We start from the raw sequence: 18,715 nt of genomic DNA, 5'->3' as shown, positions 1-18,715 counted from the left end.
AAACAATTGTTGCTGACGCTTCGCTTTCGCACAGAAAAAACAATTGTTGCTGACGCTTCGCTTTCGCACAGAAAAAACAATTGTTGCTGACGCTTCGCTTTCGCACAGAAAAAAACAATTGTTGCTGACGCTACGCTTTCGCACAGAAAACATTGTGGTTTAACATATCTGCATTCATCTCACTACCTTTCGGAAGGAGCGTTTTCTACTGAATGAAGATAACCAACTATTAATAGGCGACGATTGGTAAGAATGGAAGGTTGCAGGGGAGTGAGGCTCTTCACCATAATGTGGAGGTAATTTCCGGATCGTATGGGCGTGTTCCTAAAGGTATTTGATGAGGACTAATATCACGTTACCAAGAGGGGAAAATGCACCTATTATAGTAGAAGTAATGGGATAAATTTCATAACTCTTCGCGAAATCTTTACAAAAACAAAACACTAGCTTTATATTGTCATACTATTATTATTGGTAAGAGTTGGAGAAGGAGCCGAAGATGATGCGTTTTTTTCGATACATAATGGTGAAGGACAAGCTACTTGTACTGATGATTGTTTGTGTACTATCGAATGTATTGCTAGGTATTTTTAGCGTTGATTATTTACGGAAAATGTCATGGCATGCAAGTGAAAGCTATACAGAAGGACTTGTGCCGATCGGATGGTTAAATGAACTAGAAGAATCACAACGACAATTAGATTATTTAGTGAGTTCAGCTAGGGATTATCGAGAAATGTCTGACATTTTAATAAATGCTGAGCAGCCTTTAAATCATTTAGAAAGTGTAGAAATCGATAAAAAGATGAACCATCAGATGAAGAAATTGAAGACCTTGCTAGCTCAGCAAGTAGACTTGATTAATCGTTATAAGCAATTGGGGCACAATGAACAACAATCATTTTATGCGCAGTCGTATTTGCCTGTAAGTCAGCAAAGTCATTCATTATTAGAAGAAATTCAAAACTATTTGGTTCAGAAGGCTACGGAACAGCAACAGACATATCAGAAAGATGTGCAATTTGGTTATTGGCTATTAGGCGGAGTATGTTTATTTGTTGTTTTGCTAGTCATCTGTATAGGATTTATAGCAACAAAAGCTGTGAATATACCAACGCGCCAATTGAAGTCATTATTAAAGCGTGCAGAGCAGGGTGACTTCACCGCGAATGCTAGTTATGTGGCACAGGATGAGCTTGGCGAAGTCGTATTGTCTTACAATCAAATGGTCACAGAGGTGAAAAGACTACTTCACACAGTATCAAATAGTGCGCATGAGGTTGAAGAAATGACAGGGAAACTGCAGAAATCCTCTGAGCAATCGTCTAACACGACACGTAAAATTGCAAAGGATGTGCAGTCCATTTCAAATTCAACTGCTGCTTCTACTGAGAAATTAGCTTCCAATACAGCATCGCTAGAGGAAGTGCTAAATGGTGTGCAAGTGATTTTAGAAAAAGTACAGGTTGTTGAAAACTTTGCTCATAAAACTGCACGTGATGCAGAAAGTGGTACGGAAATTGTACAGGCAAATTTAACACAAATACAAGCTATTAAACGTGCAGTTGAAAAATCGAATACTGCCATTTTCAATCTTGTAGAAAGAGCAGCTACAATCGATCAAATGGTTGAGGTGATTGAAAAAATTACAGCGCAAACAAATCTCCTAGCCTTAAATGCATCTATTGAGGCTGCTAGAGCAGGGGAGCACGGTAAAGGATTTGCGGTTGTGGCCAATGAAGTACGAAAGCTCGCGGAGCAGACAGTCCACTCAACAAAAACGATTACGTCCATCGTACAAAACATTCATTTAGATTCTAGCTATGCTGTGCAAATGATGGATGGAGTGTTAGTCGCAACTGAAAAGGGCGTACAGGTTACCGGGGATACAGCAACAAGCTTTGATCAAATTTTAGAAAAAGTACATACAATGAAGCCGTATATAGTGGAAGTATCTGCAACCGTTCAAGAAATTGCTAACCATACGAAAAAAGTTAGTGATGATGCGGCAATGTTAACATCATTTTCAGATACTAATGCAGCATCAACTAAACATGTAGCTATTTTAACTACTGATCAGTTAACTGCGCAGCAGCAATTCCATGATTATATTAAAGAGCTACATAAAGTATCGAAAGTTTTACAAATAGCCGTAAAGCGCTTCTCAATTTAATAAGAACAAAAGGACCTTTCTTTGAATACAAGGGAGGTTCTTTTTTGGGGGCCAAGGATCATTTCAATGTACAATGCTATTATAAAAAAATGAACAAATGTACTTTTAGGATGTACATTTGTGTTTTGTATGTTTGTCTAGCACAATATTTTGTAGGGCTCATATACTGATAGTAAAGGATTTTTACTGTCTATCTTTCAAAATTCTAAATATTATGGTTGTATTTTTAATATGAACAAATTATAATGATAATCATCAGAAGTGTTGTTAAATCAATGTTTGTTTATATATTAATGTACTCTTGAGAAGTACAACTGTTCACGGGTGGAGGTTTGGAGAAATGAAAAAGATAATGGTTACAGGTGCGCTAGGTCAAATAGGTTCTGAGCTTGTGGAAAAACTTCGTGGTATTTATGGAGAGGACAATATATTAGCGACAGATATCCGGAAGCTTGAGCATTCTAAAGGTCCGTTTGAAGTAGTGGACGTGACAGATGGACAAAGAATGCATGATTTAGCGAAAGATTTTGGTGCAGATACAATGATGCATTTAGCAGCGTTATTATCAGCAACAGCGGAAAAAAATCCATTGCTTGCGTGGAATTTAAATATGGGTGGTTTAATGAATGCGTTAGAAGTATCACGTGAGCTAAACTTGCAATTTTTTACGCCGAGCTCAATAGGCGCGTTCGGTCCGTCGACACCGAAGGATAATACGCCACAGGATACATTACAGCGTCCAACAACAATGTATGGGGTAAATAAAGTTGCTGGTGAGCTATTATGTGATTATTATTTCGATCGATTTGGTGTAGATACTCGTGGTGTCCGCTTCCCAGGGTTAATTTCATACGTAACTCCTCCAGGAGGAGGAACGACAGACTATGCAGTAGAAATCTTCTATGAGGCGATCAAGCAAGGAAAGTACACGTCTTATATTCAAGAAGGTACGTACATGGACATGATGTACATGCCAGATGCATTGCAAGCTATTGTAGATTTGATGGAAGCTGATAGTAGCAAACTAATCCATCGCAATGCCTTTAATATCACTGCAATGAGCTTCGAGCCATCTGAAATTGCGGCGGAAATTAAAAAGCATTTGCCACATTTCCGTATGGATTATCATGTAGATCCAGTTCGTCAAGCGATAGCAGATAGCTGGCCAAATTCTATAAATGTAGAAGCGGCACAAAAAGAATGGGGCTTTAAAGCACAGTATGACTTAGCAAAAATGACAGTTGATATGCTAGAAAAATTAAAAATCAAACTGCAAACAAAAGCTTGTTCATAAATAAATACCTAAAAATCGGACGAAGAATTTAATTTCTTCGTCTTTTTTATTTTGACTAGGCTCATCGGCATAATGGAAATCAACTTATATACATGGTAGACGTTTTAACAAATGTCACCCTCAAATTATTGGCGCTTTTTAGTAAAAGTTAACAATAAAAAGAAAATTATTGGAATATATAGCGCGATTTATAATTTTCCAATATAATCATATTCAGAATATTAATAGTATTCAATTAAATTAGTTGTTACTTTTTCACAAAGGTAAAAAATGGAGTTCACAAGAAGAGGGGATGGATGGTTTTTATGATGCAGACGCCGTTAGTATTAACAAACTTTATTAAACGAGCAGAAAGCTATTTTGCTAGAAAGACTATTGTTTCTCGGACGAGTCCACAGAAGATTCACCGTTTAACATATGGAGAATGGGCGAAAAGAACGCGTCGCTTAGCGGATGCGCTCACAAAGCTAGGGATGACAAGAGGAATGAAGGTTGGCTCCTTTGCTTGGAATCAGCATCGCCACTTAGAGGCTTATTTTGCGGTGCCATGTTCCGGCGCTATTTTGCACATGGTGAATATTCGTTTATCAGAAGAGCATTTAATTTATATTATTAATCATGCAGAAGATGAAATTTTAATGATTGATGTGGACTTGCTACCAATCATCGAAAACATTGCGCCTGAGCTTAAGACAGTGAAACATTATATTATTATGACGGACGAGGATACTTTGCCAGAAACGATATTACCGAATGCCTTATCCTATGAGGATATATTAGCAGCAGCAGATGAAAACTATCAATTCCCAGAGGATATAGGGGAAGAGGAGCCTGCTGGAATGTGCTATACAAGTGCTACAACAGGAAATCCAAAAGGGGTTGTATATTCACATCGAGGTCTAGTGCTACATAGTATGATGCTGAGTATGTCTGATTCAATGGGCATTTCTGAGCGTGATGTCGTGATGCCAATTGTACCGATGTTTCATGCAAATGCATGGGGCCTACCATTTGCTAGTGTCAATGTAGGTGCTACACAAGTATTGCCGGGTCCACAATTCACATCAGCAATCATATTGGATTTAGTAGAGCAGGAGAAGGTTACATTAACAGCTGGGGTACCGACAATTTGGATTGGTGCGTTGCAGGAACAGGAGAAGCGTGAGCGAGATATAAGTTCGTTACGTGCTATTTGTTGTGGCGGGTCAGCTTCACCTACTCGACTTATTCGTACATTTGAAGAGCAATATGGCATTCCGTATATTGTCGTGTATGGAATGACTGAAACTACTCCAATTGTAGCGTTATCAAATTATATGTCTTGGATGGATGAATGGCCTATTGAAAAGCGTATTGAATCGCGAGCAATGCAAGGAATGACGATGGCTGGTATTGAATCGAGTATTATCAATGACAATGGGGAAGTGCCGTGGGATGGAGAGACGATGGGTGAGTTACGTTTACGAGGTCCGTGGATTTCACACGAGTATTATCGGGATGAGCGTACCAATGATGCCTATCGAGACGGTTGGTTATATACAGGGGACATTGCGGTACGAACAGAGGATGGCTTTATCAAAATAACAGATCGTACGAAGGATTTAATTAAGTCGGGTGGAGAGTGGATATCCTCAGTTGATTTAGAAAATGCATTAATGACTCATGACGCTGTGCTGGAAGCAGCAGTTATCGCAATTCCGCATGTCAAATGGCAAGAACGCCCGTTAGCTTGTGTAGTATTGAAGGAAGGAATGTCAGCAAGTGAAGAGGAGCTTCTTGCATTTTTAGAAAGCCAGTTTGCAAAATGGTGGGTACCAGACGATGTAGTATTTTTAGATGAAATACCAAAAACATCAGTTGGAAAGTTTCTGAAAGCTAGGCTTCGAGATAATGTAGCAGTAATTTATCCGAAATTAGGTTCACTCGTATAGATTAAAGAGCGATTTCCACAAAGGGAAGTCGCTCTTTATCTTTATTTATTTAGCATTTGGAATACTTGTTCAACGTCTTTGTCTCCACGACCAGAGATATTGATAATAATGCTTTCTTCTGGAGATAATGTTGGCGCAAGCTTAAGTGCATGAGCCACGGCGTGGGAGCTTTCAAGTGCAGGAATAATGCCTTCAACCTTTGATAGCACTTGGAATGCTTCGAGCACCTCTTCATTTGTCACTGTTACATATTCTCCGCGACCAATTGTTTTTAAATAGCTATGCTCAGGACCAGCTCCAGGATAATCTAGTCCAGCGGCAATCGAATAGGTTGGTAATGGATTGCCTTCTGCATCTTGCAGTACTAAACATTTGAAGCCGTGTAATTCACCCGGTGTTCCTTCATTTAATGTGGCAGCCTTATCTGGCTCAATACCGATGAGGCGAACGTTTTCATCTGCAATATACTCTGCAAACGCACCGATTGCATTACTACCGCCGCCGACACAAGCAAGTACTGCTGCTGGTAGCTTGCCTTCTTTTTCTAAAATTTGTTCGCGACTTTCACGGCTAATAACGGATTGGAAATGCTTCACCATTGAAGGGAACGGGTGAGGCCCAACAGCAGAACCTAGTAAATAGAAAGTCGTCTCGTAGTTTTCTACTAAATCAGCAAATGCTTCATCCACTGCATCCTTTAATCGCCCTTGACCTTTATCAACAGCTACTACCTTTGCACCAAGAAGCTCCATACGGAAGACGTTTAATGCTTGGCGTTTTGTATCCTCTAAACCCATATAAATTGTGCAATCCATTCCGAACATTGCACAAGCAGTTGCTGTTGCTACACCATGCTGACCTGCACCTGTTTCGGCGATAACACGATGAGCACCCATGCGCTTGGCCAATAAAATCTGTCCAAGAACGTTATTAATTTTATGTGAACCAGTATGGTTAAGATCTTCACGTTTTAAATAAATCTTTGCGCCACCTAATTGTTTTGTTAAATTTTCAGCAAAATAAAGTGGAGATTTGCGTCCAACATATTCACGGAAATAATAATCCAGCTCTTTATTAAAGTCTTCATCGTCTTTATATTTTTGAAAGTTTTCATCTAAAATACTTAAAACATTTTGAAGCTCATCGGGAACAAAGCTACCGCCAAATTCACCAAAATATCCTTTTTTCTCTGCTACTGTACTCATCTTCTCTCGACTCCTCTATCTAATTTTTCCATAAAAAAAAGCCACTACAATCCTTCTGTAAAAAGGACGAGTAACCGTGGTGCCACCTTCATTCGCAATAATTGCGCGCTTTCGTACTCCGATAACGGGGAGTAACTTCGTCCTCACATTTGATGAGGCTGCTCTAAAGTCCATTCACAAGTAGGTACTACTGATTTGCACCAACCATCAGCTCTCTTTAAGTACTAGCGCTTGCTACTATTCTTTTTCCTAGCATTTATTGAAATGAATTGTAGAATATTTTCAGAATATTGTCAAGGTGTCTGTGCAAAGAAAGCCAATTGTTCCTCGTCATCATTGGCGACGCCTGCTGAAAGAAAAAACAAGAAACCTGTTCGCAAACAATAAAACCATTAAATAAAGTTGATTAAAAATAAAGAACAATGCAAGTGTCGCTATCTGGCAAGCTATTTTAAGAAGGATATAATGCATCATTAATTACTAAATGATAATAGAGCTCTTTAATTCTTTATAAATAAAAGCAAAAATCATTATTGATTCTACCGTTACGTTAGAAACTATAATAAATCTATTAAAAGAAAAGGAGGAATATAGATGTATCCAATTGGTCAATTTTCGAGGAAGACAGGTGTCTCGATCCGAACTCTTCGCTATTATGATGAAATGAATTTGTTAAAGCCGTCTTACATTTCGGAAACGGGACGTAGATTTTATGAAAATGAGGATATAATTACACTACAAAAAATTACAGGATTAAAATCGTTAGGATTTTCGTTAAAAGATATTCAACAGCTAATGAGGCAATCACAATGGGACATAGCAGATTCTTTAGAGTACCAAAAGGAGAAATTGCTTCGTAAATTGGTGGGCATTAAAAAGAGTATTGAATTACTTGAATACACCATTTCGTTAGCCCAATCAAATCAGGTAATCGAACCAGAGATGTTTATTGCATTAATTCAAAATAATTTAAATATGGAATCTCAGCAGCGATGGTTAAAGGGTTATTTACCAAATGAAATTGTAGATGAGAGTTATGATGTATCAAATGGTCACAACGTTCATTATGATGCACACTTAATAAACATTTTAAATCAATTAAAAATAGCTTATAAGAACCAATTTACGGATATCGAAGTACATACTATTCTCGAAGAGCTTTTTTCTCAAGTACCACAATTATTTAATTGGTTACTAACCGAACCAAAACTTATGGATATACAGTTGGATAGAATGTTATTTTCGTCACCATTTCGTAAACAAGAAGAAGAATGGTTAATTGAAAAAATAGAGAACATGCTAAAGGAGTATAAAACAAAATGAACATAATATTATGGGGATTCATTGGGTTTACTCTTTTATATGAACCAATTATAGGTTATTGGTTATATCAAAGATTTAAAATACGTGTTCTGACTAATCCAACAAGCAGGATACACTATTATAAGGTTGTTATGCTAGGTTTGTGGTTACCTACACTTATTATTTTAATAGTAGTGGTAAATTCTGAACTTACATTAGAAGAACTACGTGTAATAATGCCTAGTATCAACACAAAAGCATTAGGAACAATTGTTACATATGTTGTTATAGGGGTAGCTCTATTATATAGTGTTTTACTTTTATATTACACGATTGGATATTTTATAAGTGATAAAGTTAAAAATAAGATGAAAATAATGAAGCAAAAACAAATGAAGCAAATAGCGTTTACTGAGTTACTACCTGTTACAAAGAAAGAAAAAGCAATTTGGAATCAAGTGGCATGGACAGCAGGGGTCACGGAAGAAATTATTTACCGTGGATTGCTTATATTTGCATTTAACACATTATTTCCAGAGTGGTCAATTTGGTTCGTTCTATTGTGTACCTCCATAATATTTGGTCTTGCACATACATATCAGAGTTTATCTGGTGTCATTCGGACAACCATTTTTGGCTTTGTATTCGGGATGCTTGCAGTCGCATTGAATTCCATTATACCTCTAATACTCCTTCATACTTTGATTGATTACGTGGGGAAATTAGGTGATGAGAATGAAAAGGATTAAAATAACATATTATTTTCTTTCTGATTATTCATTGCAACGCTTTTTGGTAGGTATTAAACTTTATTTACATGAAAATTATTCGAACTATGTTATTGATTTTTATTCTTCAATGTGAATACAACAAAAAGGAGGAACGATGAAATCGTTCCTCCTTTTATTAAACACAGCTCTAATAAGATCCGTCAATTAAATTAAATTAAATTAAATTAAATTTTTGAAGTTTAAGCGTTTGTTCAATACATACATAATCGGTGCACCAACCGCCAAGACAACAAATTCACCTGCAGCAACAGTTAACCATGTCCAGAAGAATGGTAATTCTAACGCTAAATTCAATTCAAATGCAATGATGAACATTGTACAAGTAAATAAAAATGTATTAATGATTAAACGTGCCCAAATATTTTTGACAAATTTACAAATAAGAATGAGTAACCCAAGAGTAATCATCGAATGGCCTACACCGAAAACTAAATCGTAGATGCCGAGTGGTGAAAAGAGGTTAGAGATGAATACACCAATAATGATCCCAACGGCAAAGCGTGGATTAAACGCAACTAAATGGTTAAACATTTCCGATATTCGGAACTGCACCTCTGTAAAGCCAAATGGCGCGACTAATAATGTAATAGCAATGTAGAGTGCGGCAATAATGCCACTCGTTGCTAAAAATTTTATTTTCATATTTATTTCTCCTTAGTTTTTTTACGTGGGATGGTTACGAACCACGTGAAGCAAATGCAATCATATCAATGTTCATGCTTATTTGTAAATAGCTACGTGTAAAAAATTATAGTATTAACGATAATAATTTGATCTGTGTCAAAGTTTTTTTATGACAATGCCTATGAAAAGGGGCTTGTACACCTACTAGAAAGTTATGCAGAAATAGCAGATGAGAAGTAACCTCGAAAGTTAGAAGTCGTGGATCTGGCCGGTCACTTGTTAAAACAATACTTTTAACAAGTGACCATTTCAGTAGTTTAAAACACTAAATAATTAAGTGAATTTTGGGGCAATGGTGAATGGAGGCTCTATTGATTGCAAATGGTCGTACAAAATAGTGGGGGATAAATAGATCCAATGACTATAAACAGCACTTTTAGACATTACTCCTCTAAAGTATTTTTAATTTCTTCTATTTCAAAAATTAAATCGTTCACTTGTTTCTTGAATTCATCTGTATATTCTAATTCCTCTTCCATTTCTTTTGTATACTCTAAGGCATTTAGGGTGAAATCCAGAGCAAATTCAAATAGACTGTCACATAGATTAGAAATGATTGTATCAATATTTCCTGTAGTTGCATTTTGATGTTCTTGCGAATAAGAAGGTTGATTTAAATCGATTTTATCATTATTCATGGTATTCCTCCTTTTTGGGAACGGCACTAATCTCATATGCATCATATGCATTAAATGTAAAAAGGGGGACTAAAATGAACACTTTCTGTAGATCTACTAGCAAGAAATAAATGAGTATGGCACGTCTAACCATAAAGGGAGTAATACTTCTAAAGCACTCGCAGGTTGTTTTTATTCACTAATTTAAGACGTTACTCAAACTTCTAATATATCCCTTTACTCAAAGTAGTTGGCTAGTTGAAAACTTGAAAAAGTAAGAGCGAATTAAAGCTGTTATGAAGTCCTGACATTTTCACTGTCAGGCTTTTTAGTTTTTACATATATTACTTAAAATTAGATGTCGGAAAAATAACTTCGCTAAATTGTAAAAAATTTTTTTGTTATGTTAGAAAAAGAAATCAAATTGTAAAAACAGCGTAGTTTAGCGGTTTAAAGCGGAAAATTGATTGAAAAGAAAAAATATTCGATTGGAATTAATAGTCAGAAGATTCATAATGTTGTTGACGAACCTTGCTAATAACGATAATATAGCGATACGTTCACACTTCGCTTGGATAAAGTGTGATAAATATAAGAGATCAAAATCGGGGGGATTATTTGTGAAAAGCAATTTAAAAAAGCTTTCGTTCCTGTTATTTGGGTTAGTTTTAATACTTGCTGCTTGTGGTGGTAGTGGTTCTAGTTCGTCGGATTCGAAAGGGAACGAAACGAAAAACGCAAGTGAGAGCGGTAATGCAGACGATAAAACATATAAGATCGGGATTACTCAAATTGTGGAGCATCCATCTTTAAATGCTGCAACTGAAGGTTTCAAAAAAGCGATTGAAGAATCTGGCTTAAAAGTAGATTACGATCCACAAATAGCGCAAGGGGATAACAGTCTTAACACGACGATTGCAAACAATCTAGTAAGTGCAAACGTAGATTTAATCTTTGCGAACTCTACGCCGTCTGCACAAGCGGCAGCAACAGCAACTAGCGATATTCCAATTATCTTTACTTCTGTAACAGATGCTGTTGGCGCACAGCTCATCGATTCTATAGAGAAGCCAGGGAAAAATGTAACAGGAACAATCGATTTACATCCTGATACTATTTCGAAAACAGTGGCGTTCTTAAAGGATTTGGGAGCGAAAAAAGTAGGGATGGTTTACAATGCTGGTGAGCAAAACTCAGTGGCACAAGTAAAAGAAGTAAAAAAAGTGATGGATGAGCAAGGCTTAACGGTGGTTGAGGCATCTGCGGCAACGTCTGCAGAAGTAAAACAAGCTGCTGAATCGTTAATCGGTAAAGCTGATGCATTCTATATTATTACTGATAATACAGTAGTGTCGGCACTTGAGTCTGTCATTGATGTAGCAAATGCTAATAAATTACCATTAGTTGTAGGAGAGCTTGACTCTGTGGCACGTGGTGGCTTAGGTGCATATGGTTTTGAATATTTTGACATCGGTTATGAAGCAGGGCAAATGGCTGTGAAGATTCTAAAAGGTGAAGGAACTCCTGCTGATATTCCAGCTCAATATCCACAAAAGCTAAAACTATTAATCAATAAAAAAGTAGCAGATGATTTAGGAATCGACATTAAAGATTCTTGGGGTGCGGAGCTTTTAGAAAAGTAATGACCTCATATCATCTTATGGAGCGAAGCGGGGGAGCACTAAAACTGCCTCCGCTTTATCTTCTTTTAGAGTGTTTTGGGGCGATGTTGAATTCATGTAATTCCTATTTAAAATTTGCCTAGTATCATAACGTAGGGTTGATTTCCGTTCCGACTGGGCGCTTTGTTGCTGCCGCTACGCTTTCGCACAGAGCAAAGCTTCCTGGGGGCGTCCGATGAGTCGCTTGGGGCAACAGGATGTTGGTCACGAAGGCGTTATCACAGGACGTGATGCTTTTAGCCTTCGTTCCCCTACCTGCTCGCTCCAGGGTCTCGGGCCAACAGATGTCTTTTGCGCGAAAGCGTGAGTGCAACGTAGCGGCAGCAGCAGGTTTTGATTGTGCGAAAGCGCAGCGACAGCAACAGGTTTTGGTTTTGATTGTGCGAAAGCGCAGCGACAGCAACAGGTTTTGGTTTTGTTTGTGCGAAAGCGCAGCGACAGCAACAGGTTTTGATTTTGTTTGTGCGAAAGCGCAGCGACAGCAACAGGTTTTGGTTTTGTTTGTGCGAAAGCGCAGCGACAGCAACAGGTTTTGGTTTTGTTTGTGCGAAAGCGCAGCGACAGCAACAGCAGGATGTTGGTCACGAAGGCGTTATCACATGATGTGATGCTCTTAGCCTTCGTTCCCCTATCGCTGATCCCCGAGGAGTCGCCCAGTCTCCACTCCAATCAACTTATATACATTGAATAGTATTAATTAAATCATCTCCAACTTTTGGTGATGAGCCATTATTGAACAAGTGGATTTAGTAAAGCTTTCTACAAGTGAGCACGGAACCTACTTCTGGCAATATGAATCCATCGTTTTAGAGAATGGATCTCAGATAAGAATTTTTAATGAAAATTAGTTTAAGAAATTATTAGGAGATGATTCAACTATGTTTATAGCAATTTTTGGCGCAACGGAGCAAGGAATCATCTATGCGATTATGGCACTTGGTGTGTATTTAACATTCCGCGTGTTAGATTTTCCGGATTTAACGGTTGATGGAAGCTTTGTAACAGGAGCGGCTACAGCGGCGACGATGATTCTGCTTGGCTACCACCCGATCTTAGCGACTTTAGTGGCAATTGTTGCTGGATTTATTGCTGGATGTATGACAGGAATTCTTCACACAAAGGGGAAAATTAATCCTCTATTATCGGGGATTTTAATGATGATTGCTTTGTATTCTATTAACCTACGTATTATGGGATCCACTGCAGAAAATACGATAGGTCGTCCGAATATTCCACTTTTAAATTCAGAAACTTTATTTTCAAAGTTTCAAGCATTTTGGAGTAATTTAGGAATCGATACGGCATTAAATAACGTGCTAAAAGGTTTTGGTGTTCAGCAACAACCTTCAACATGGAGCACAATAATCGTAGTATTAATCATCACGATTTTAATTAAGTTCATTGCAGACTGGTTCTTGAAAACAGAAATCGGCCTGGCTATTCGAGCAACTGGTGATAATAAGCGTATGATTCGTAGTTTCTCGGCAAACACAGATACTCTTATTATTCTTGGGCTTGGACTTTCTAATGCACTTGTCGCATTTTCGGGAGCTTTAATCGCTCAATATTCGAAGTTCTCAGATGTAAGTATGGGGATCGGGATGATTGTTATCGGTCTGGCATCTGTAATTATCGGCGAAGCAATCTTCGGTACAAAAACGATTATGCGCACAACATTCGCCGTCATTGCCGGAGCTATCATTTACCGCATTATTTTAGCATTAGCTTTACGAGTAGACTTCCTTGATTCAGGAGATATGAAATTAATAACAGCTATCATTGTTATTATAGCGTTGATTTTACCTCAATTTATCAATAAGAGTAAGGAGCGCAAACGTAGGGTGAAGCGCGCAGCGGAGAAAACACGAGTAAAGACGGTTGAGCAGGGAGGGAAGGGCCTTGCTTAAATTACACGGTATTAATAAGGTTTTTAATGAAGGTACGCCTGATGAAAAAATTGCACTTGCAGAAATTAATTTGCACTTAAAGCCAGGGGATTTCGTCACAATTATCGGTAGTAATGGTGCTGGTAAATCGACTATGATGAATATGATTTCTGGCGCACTAACACCAGACTTTGGCACGGTTGCAATTGATGGAAATGAGGTTACATCTTTACCAGAATATAAGCGCTCCCATTACATCGGTCGCGTATTCCAGGATCCAATGGCTGGTACAGCACCAACAATGACGATTGAGGAAAATTTAGCATTAGCTTACTCACGTAATAAGAGTAGAGGTATGCGCTTCGGTGTTGATAAAAAACGTCGAGAATATTTTAAGGAATCGTTGGAGATGTTGGGCTTAAATTTGGAAAATCGTCTGTCTGCAAAAGTTGGCCTACTGTCGGGAGGTGAGCGTCAGGCGCTGTCTCTTTTAATGGCGACCTTCACGAAGCCTTCGATTTTATTGCTAGATGAGCATACTGCGGCACTTGACCCATCTCGTGCCGAGTTAATCACACGTATTACGAAATATTTAGTCGAGAAAGACAATTTAACTACCTTAATGGTCACGCACAATATGCAACAAGCTTTAGACTTAGGAAATCGACTGATTATGATGGATAAAGGTCAAATTATTTTAGAGGTTGGCGAGGATCGCAAGCATGAATTAACTATCCCAGATTTAATGGCGGAGTTTGAACGTATCCGCGGTGAGAAAATGAACTCAGACCGTGCGTTACTAGGATAATAAACGATAAAACGCTCATACATAGGTGTGGGCGTTTTTTCGTTGGATATCGATATTTTTAAAAAGTTGGGTGATAAAGCAATAAAGTCGGTTGATAGAAAACTGAAAATTTAGTTAATTTAGAAGGAGTATATTATAATCTAGCTAAAGGAGGTGAAAATATGTTACTCAAAAAGCGCGAAGTTTCATCAAAGCAACGCGTGTTAGAAATGCTCGGGAGACGTTTACCGAAATCTCACGCTAAGTATAATTATTTTCAAAAAATGCTAGGAAGAACAAGGGCTGGTATTGTTGGCGAGCAAAGAGTAGATCGAGAATGGCGTGAAATCTATTTGGAGCATGCGTATTATTTATTGCATGATGTAGAGCTTAAGGTTGAGAGTGCTGCTGGATCGACACACCAAATGGATACATTATTTATGTCCCAACATTTTGTGCTAATCGTTGAAATCAAAAATATCGTTGGGCATGTAGAATATATGGAAGATAACCATCAATTTATTCGAATTACTTCTGATGGCAAAGTAGATGGCTTTAGAAATCCTATTGATCAAGTGAAGCGACATGCTAGATTTTTGCGTCGGCTATTTCAAATGAGTGGGCATAATATACCTATTGAATATATAGTCGTTTCTGCAAATCCGAATATGATTATGACGTCCTCTTTCTTGTCCCAGCCAATTATTCATGTAAGTGGCTTGGCTGAAAGGATCAATCAACTGTTCAAGCGGCATCAACAAGTCTGTCTAAGTGAAAAAGTTTTGAGAGACATATCAGCGCATATTTTAAAGATGCACACACCAACTCACTGGACCCTAGATATTATGGTGGATGAATTGAAGACGGGGGCACTATGCTCGCAGTGTCATTTTGACCATGTCCTACGTTACACCCATGGGAAATGGCGTTGTAGCAATTGCCAATCGATTGATAATCAATCAATGCTAATAGCATTACATGATTTTCGATTAATGCTGGGCAACAATATTACAAATGCTCAATTTCGTAATTTCTTTGATATTGACTCAGAGAAGGCAGTTTATTATTTATTGAAAAAGTTAAAATTTGAAGAGATAGGTAAAAATAAAAATAGGAAATATGTAATTCCTACCGATTTATTGAAGTGAAGGTAAGCGGCGCAAACTATCGGTGCGGTCAGATAGTGTCGCTTGTAAGGTAAATGTCGATATTTTTTTAAAGTTGGTCGATAAAACTCTGAAAAGTCTCGATAAACAAGAGAAAAGTTTCGATAAAACTCTGAAAAGTCTCGATAAATCTCAAAAGTGCCTCGATAAACCTAAAAAAGCCACACTCACATAGCAAGTGTGACTCTTTATTTTAGACGAGTAAGCCGAATAGTTGAATGTCGTTGTTTACTTCTTTGTATTTGAAGCCGAATTCATTCATGCGTACTAGTAAACCTTCGTAGTCTTCTCGATTGCCGAGTTCGATGCCGACTAAGGCAGGACCACTTTCTTTGTTGTTTTTCTTAGTATATTCGAAAGTTGTAATGTCGTCATTTGGTCCTACAACGCTTGTTAAGAATTGGCGAAGGGCGCCGGCACGTTGTGGGAAGCTTACGATGAAGTAGTATAGTAAGCCTTCGTGAATTAAAGATTTTTCTTTAATCTCCTGCATACGACCGATATCATTATTACCACCACTAATGATAATAACGACTGATTTGCCTTTAATTTCTTCTTTATAAGAATCGAGAGCTGCTACTGATAATGCTCCAGCAGGCTCTGCGATAATGGCGTGTTTGTTGTAAAGATCTAAGATGGTTGTACATACTTTCCCTTCTGGTACTAGTACGATGTCGTCTAAGTAGCGACGACAAACATCGTATGTGTGATTACCGACGCATTTTACCGCGGCCCCATCTACGAATTTGTCAATCCAATCAAGTGCCACTGCGCCGCCTTCTGCAAATGCAGCTTTCATACTGCCTGCCCCAGCAGGTTCTACACCGATAATTTTGCTATGAGGAGAAAGGTTTTTCACATAGGCAGAAACACCGGACATTAAGCCACCGCCACCAATACTACCAAATACGTAGTCAATTGGCTCCTCCATGTCATTCATAATTTCAACAGCGACAGTTCCTTGACCAGCAATGACATCAAAATCATCAAATGGGTGGATAAAGATTTTTTCGTGCTCTTCACAGTAAGCTAATGCACCTTCTGCAGAATCATCAAAAGTATCACCTGCTAAAATAATTTCTACATAATCACGACCAAACATACGAACTTGGTCGATTTTTTGTTTAGGTGTTGTTTGAGGCATAAAAATACTTGCTTGAATTTTCAATTGTGCACAGGCGTAGGCAACACCTTGAGCATGATTGCCCGCACTTGCGCAAACAACGCCAGTTTTACGAGCCTCTTCTTCAATTTTTTTAATCTTATAATAGGCACCACGAAGTTTAAATGAGCGTACATGCTGTAAATCTTCGCGTTTAAAATAAATATTAGCTCCGTATTTCTCGGATAAATAGTCATTTTTTTGTAGCGGCGTGTGCACCACTACGTCTTTTAAGAAATGATGTGCAATCAAGATATTTTCTACTTGCACGGTTCTAGTGTCAGCAGCTTCCATAGTATTCATCCTCCGTTATCCGTATAAAACATTTATCTATGATAGCACACTTTATATGCTTTTTGTCATTAATTTTTAGTAAATTCTAAATTTTCGGTGTCTATTTAATGCAAAATAGATTTATTCGAGAATTTTTTGGAGAAATAAAGGATGCACACATTTCCTCATAACGGAAATGGTCCAGCATATACTAGAATACCTTAGGACAAGTAGGAGGGTATGTAATTGGAAATCATTCAAGGAATTCTATCTACATACATTCAATTTTTCAATTGGGAAATGTGGAAAGAAATTTTGACTGACCCTGTATCTTGGGGGTTAATATCAACACTTATTATAATAGAAGGTTTGCTTTCGGCTGATAACGCACTTGTATTAGCTGTGCTAGTGAAGCATTTGCCAACCAAGCAACGAAAACGAGCATTAATGTACGGAATGTTGGGAGCCTATTTTTTCCGATTTTTATTTATTGGGGTAGGCGTTTACTTGGTAGAATTCTGGTTTATTAAAGTGCTAGGAGCTCTGTATTTAGGTTGGCTATGTGTCGCTCATTTCTTACAGATAGGAGAAGCTGATAGTGCTAAGGAAATGAAAAAAACAGGGTTGATGGTTCGCATTTTTGGAACGTTTTGGGCAACCGTTATTTCTGTAGAACTGATGGATATTGCCTTTTCAATTGATGCGATTTTTGCAGCCTTTGCGATATCCAATCAAATTTGGATATTACTCATCGGGGGAGTACTAGGTATTTTAATGATGCGAACGATTGCAGGCTTATTTTTAGTCATTATTGAAAAAATACCAGAATTAGAGGCAACAGCATTTATTATAATTGGTATTATTGCACTGAAAATGCTAGCTAGCGTCATCGGTATTCACATTCCGCATTATATGTTTTTCGTTGTGCTAATTATTATATTTGCTATAACCTTCATGATTCATTTCTTAAAAAAAATGAGGACTGCTTAACATAAAAGCGGATCTGTTCTCCATTTAAAAAGAGGACAGATCCGCTTTATTGTCAGTAACAAAACGAAAACTTTTATTTTACATAATGATCAGGATTCACTATATAGAACTTTTCAATATTAAGCCAGCTTTCGCTCATTGGTTCACCGTCATCGATGCGTTTTTCTGTTTCTTGCATCATCCAAGCAGTTTGGGATGAGTGTGCTTGTAAGGCACTAATTTTATCTGCCTTCATTTCGCTTATATTGACGACAACATGTGGCTCCCCATTTTTTTCAATCGTATCATTTGCAAAGGCACAGCCCAATACTTGTGGACGAGCGGCTTTTGGCATACGACGAACAGCTTCAACTACTGCACGTGCTGTTGCCTCATGGTCAGGATGCACTGCAAAACCAGGTAAGAATGTAAAGATAAGAGAAGGCATTAACTCTTCTATTAAACCTTCAACAAGCTTTACCATTTTTTCATCGTCTTCAAATTCAATCGTTTTATCACGGAAACCAAGCATACGTAAATCTTGTATGCCCATAGCATCTGCTGCTGCAATAAGCTCCTTACGTCGAATTTCTGGTAAGGATTCACGTGTTGCAAAAGGTGGATTTCCTAAATTACGCCCCATTTCGCCTAAAGTTAAACAGGCATATGTAACAGGTGTATTCATTTTCTTCGTATAGTAGGCAATTGTTCCAGCAATTGAAAAAGCCTCATCATCTGGGTGAGGGTAAACAATTAAAATATGACGTTGTGGTTGTAAATTCAAAAAGTCGTC

Annotated in this window: 15 protein-coding genes, 1 riboswitch and 1 other annotated feature; of the genes, 10 read left to right on the top strand and 5 right to left on the bottom strand. The window is 37.8% G+C overall.

Features of this window, described 5'->3' with window-relative positions; all coding sequences use genetic code 11:
* The first annotated feature begins 499 nt into the window (after positions 1-499).
* From ABNX05_RS16505 to ABNX05_RS16495, 3 genes are all read left to right on the top strand, one after another.
* Positions 500-2,173: a methyl-accepting chemotaxis protein gene (locus ABNX05_RS16505; protein ID WP_349660709.1), complete on the top strand. Its 1,674-nt coding sequence runs from the start codon at positions 500-502 to the stop codon at positions 2,171-2,173.
* Positions 2,174-2,513: 340 nt separating this feature from the next.
* Positions 2,514-3,467, top strand: coding sequence for an L-threonine 3-dehydrogenase (locus ABNX05_RS16500; protein ID WP_349660708.1), 954 nt, complete (start codon positions 2,514-2,516; stop codon positions 3,465-3,467).
* A gap of 305 nt (positions 3,468-3,772) precedes the next feature.
* Positions 3,773-5,398, top strand: a complete 1,626-nt coding sequence (locus tag ABNX05_RS16495; RefSeq protein ID WP_349660715.1) for a long-chain fatty acid--CoA ligase — start codon at positions 3,773-3,775, stop codon at positions 5,396-5,398.
* A 41-nt stretch (positions 5,399-5,439) separates the two neighbouring features.
* Here ABNX05_RS16495 and trpB read toward each other — a convergent pair whose 3' ends face one another.
* Positions 5,440-6,603: a tryptophan synthase subunit beta gene (trpB, locus tag ABNX05_RS16490; RefSeq protein WP_349660707.1), complete on the bottom strand. Its 1,164-nt coding sequence runs from the start codon at positions 6,601-6,603 to the stop codon at positions 5,440-5,442.
* A 59-nt stretch (positions 6,604-6,662) separates the two neighbouring features.
* Positions 6,663-6,863 (bottom strand) — a binding site (T-box leader).
* A 334-nt stretch (positions 6,864-7,197) separates the two neighbouring features.
* Here trpB and ABNX05_RS16485 point away from each other — a divergent pair.
* Together ABNX05_RS16485 and ABNX05_RS16480 are read left to right on the top strand one after the other, a co-directional pair.
* Entirely contained in the window at positions 7,198-7,926 is a 729-nt protein-coding gene (locus tag ABNX05_RS16485) for a MerR family transcriptional regulator (protein ID WP_349660706.1), read from the top strand.
* A complete protein-coding gene (locus tag ABNX05_RS16480) occupies positions 7,923-8,654 on the top strand; it encodes a CPBP family intramembrane glutamic endopeptidase (RefSeq protein WP_349660705.1) in 732 nt (243 codons plus the stop codon). Before ABNX05_RS16485 ends, ABNX05_RS16480 begins: the two co-directional genes overlap by 4 nt.
* Positions 8,655-8,855: 201 nt before the next feature.
* Here the strand turns inward: ABNX05_RS16480 and ABNX05_RS16475 are convergent, their stop codons facing one another.
* Together ABNX05_RS16475 and ABNX05_RS16470 are read right to left on the bottom strand one after the other, a co-directional pair.
* Positions 8,856-9,338 carry a QueT transporter family protein gene (locus tag ABNX05_RS16475; protein WP_079559325.1) on the bottom strand — a complete coding sequence of 161 codons (483 nt, stop codon included), beginning with the start codon at positions 9,336-9,338 and terminating at the stop codon, positions 8,856-8,858.
* A gap of 6 nt (positions 9,339-9,344) precedes the next feature.
* Positions 9,345-9,389: riboswitch (PreQ1 riboswitch) on the bottom strand.
* A gap of 374 nt (positions 9,390-9,763) precedes the next feature.
* Entirely contained in the window at positions 9,764-10,018 is a 255-nt protein-coding gene (locus ABNX05_RS16470) for a hypothetical protein (RefSeq protein ID WP_349660704.1), read from the bottom strand.
* A 599-nt stretch (positions 10,019-10,617) separates the two neighbouring features.
* Between ABNX05_RS16470 and ABNX05_RS16465 the strand changes: the two genes are divergently transcribed.
* The 4 genes from ABNX05_RS16465 to ABNX05_RS16450 all read left to right on the top strand — a co-directional run bounded on the left by ABNX05_RS16465 (position 10,618) and on the right by ABNX05_RS16450 (position 15,500).
* On the top strand, positions 10,618-11,640 hold the full coding sequence (locus ABNX05_RS16465) for an ABC transporter substrate-binding protein (protein ID WP_349660703.1): 1,023 nt from the start codon (positions 10,618-10,620) through the stop codon (positions 11,638-11,640).
* Positions 11,641-12,557: 917 nt separating this feature from the next.
* Positions 12,558-13,586, top strand: a complete 1,029-nt coding sequence (locus ABNX05_RS16460; protein WP_349660702.1) for an ABC transporter permease — start codon at positions 12,558-12,560, stop codon at positions 13,584-13,586.
* Positions 13,579-14,373 carry an ABC transporter ATP-binding protein gene (locus tag ABNX05_RS16455; protein ID WP_349660701.1) on the top strand — a complete coding sequence of 265 codons (795 nt, stop codon included), beginning with the start codon at positions 13,579-13,581 and terminating at the stop codon, positions 14,371-14,373. Before ABNX05_RS16460 ends, ABNX05_RS16455 begins: the two co-directional genes overlap by 8 nt.
* 161 nt (positions 14,374-14,534) lie before the next feature.
* Positions 14,535-15,500 (top strand): nuclease-related domain-containing protein, encoded by a 966-nt coding sequence (locus tag ABNX05_RS16450; RefSeq protein WP_349660700.1) that lies wholly within the window; start codon positions 14,535-14,537, stop codon positions 15,498-15,500.
* 211 nt (positions 15,501-15,711) lie between these two features.
* On the opposite strand, the gene ilvA is transcribed toward ABNX05_RS16450, so the two are convergent.
* Positions 15,712-16,974 carry a threonine ammonia-lyase IlvA gene (gene ilvA / locus ABNX05_RS16445; protein ID WP_349660699.1) on the bottom strand — a complete coding sequence of 421 codons (1,263 nt, stop codon included), beginning with the start codon at positions 16,972-16,974 and terminating at the stop codon, positions 15,712-15,714.
* A gap of 225 nt (positions 16,975-17,199) precedes the next feature.
* Here ilvA and ABNX05_RS16440 point away from each other — a divergent pair, with 225 nt between their 5' ends.
* Positions 17,200-17,943 (top strand): TerC family protein, encoded by a 744-nt coding sequence (locus ABNX05_RS16440; RefSeq protein WP_349660698.1) that lies wholly within the window; start codon positions 17,200-17,202, stop codon positions 17,941-17,943.
* Positions 17,944-18,016: 73 nt separating this feature from the next.
* On the opposite strand, the gene bshB2 is transcribed toward ABNX05_RS16440, so the two are convergent.
* Positions 18,017-18,706 carry a bacillithiol biosynthesis deacetylase BshB2 gene (gene bshB2 / locus ABNX05_RS16435; protein WP_349660697.1) on the bottom strand — a complete coding sequence of 230 codons (690 nt, stop codon included), beginning with the start codon at positions 18,704-18,706 and terminating at the stop codon, positions 18,017-18,019.
* Positions 18,707-18,715: the final 9 nt, after the last annotated feature.

Origin of the sequence: Lysinibacillus zambalensis, assembly GCF_040183165.1 — a bacterium.
GTDB classification, from domain to species: domain Bacteria; phylum Bacillota; class Bacilli; order Bacillales_A; family Planococcaceae; genus Lysinibacillus; species Lysinibacillus zambalensis.
This window is presented reverse-complemented; position numbering and strand designations above follow the sequence as displayed.

Bases quoted from the DNA above. Each gene is read 5' to 3' on its own strand.
- ABNX05_RS16495 (WP_349660715.1), top strand. From the start codon at position 3,773: ATGATGCAGACGCCGTTAGTATTAACAAACTTTATTAAACGAGCAGAA.
- ABNX05_RS16475 (WP_079559325.1), bottom strand. From the start codon at position 9,338: ATGAAAATAAAATTTTTAGCAACGAGTGGCATTATTGCCGCACTCTAC.
- ABNX05_RS16505 (WP_349660709.1), top strand. From the start codon at position 500: ATGATGCGTTTTTTTCGATACATAATGGTGAAGGACAAGCTACTTGTA.
- ABNX05_RS16485 (WP_349660706.1), top strand. From the start codon at position 7,198: ATGTATCCAATTGGTCAATTTTCGAGGAAGACAGGTGTCTCGATCCGA.
- ABNX05_RS16470 (WP_349660704.1), bottom strand. From the start codon at position 10,018: ATGAATAATGATAAAATCGATTTAAATCAACCTTCTTATTCGCAAGAA.
- ABNX05_RS16480 (WP_349660705.1), top strand. From the start codon at position 7,923: ATGAACATAATATTATGGGGATTCATTGGGTTTACTCTTTTATATGAA.
- ABNX05_RS16500 (WP_349660708.1), top strand. From the start codon at position 2,514: ATGAAAAAGATAATGGTTACAGGTGCGCTAGGTCAAATAGGTTCTGAG.
- ABNX05_RS16460 (WP_349660702.1), top strand. From the start codon at position 12,558: ATGTTTATAGCAATTTTTGGCGCAACGGAGCAAGGAATCATCTATGCG.
- trpB (WP_349660707.1), bottom strand. From the start codon at position 6,603: ATGAGTACAGTAGCAGAGAAAAAAGGATATTTTGGTGAATTTGGCGGT.
- ABNX05_RS16450 (WP_349660700.1), top strand. From the start codon at position 14,535: ATGTTACTCAAAAAGCGCGAAGTTTCATCAAAGCAACGCGTGTTAGAA.
- ilvA (WP_349660699.1), bottom strand. From the start codon at position 16,974: ATGGAAGCTGCTGACACTAGAACCGTGCAAGTAGAAAATATCTTGATT.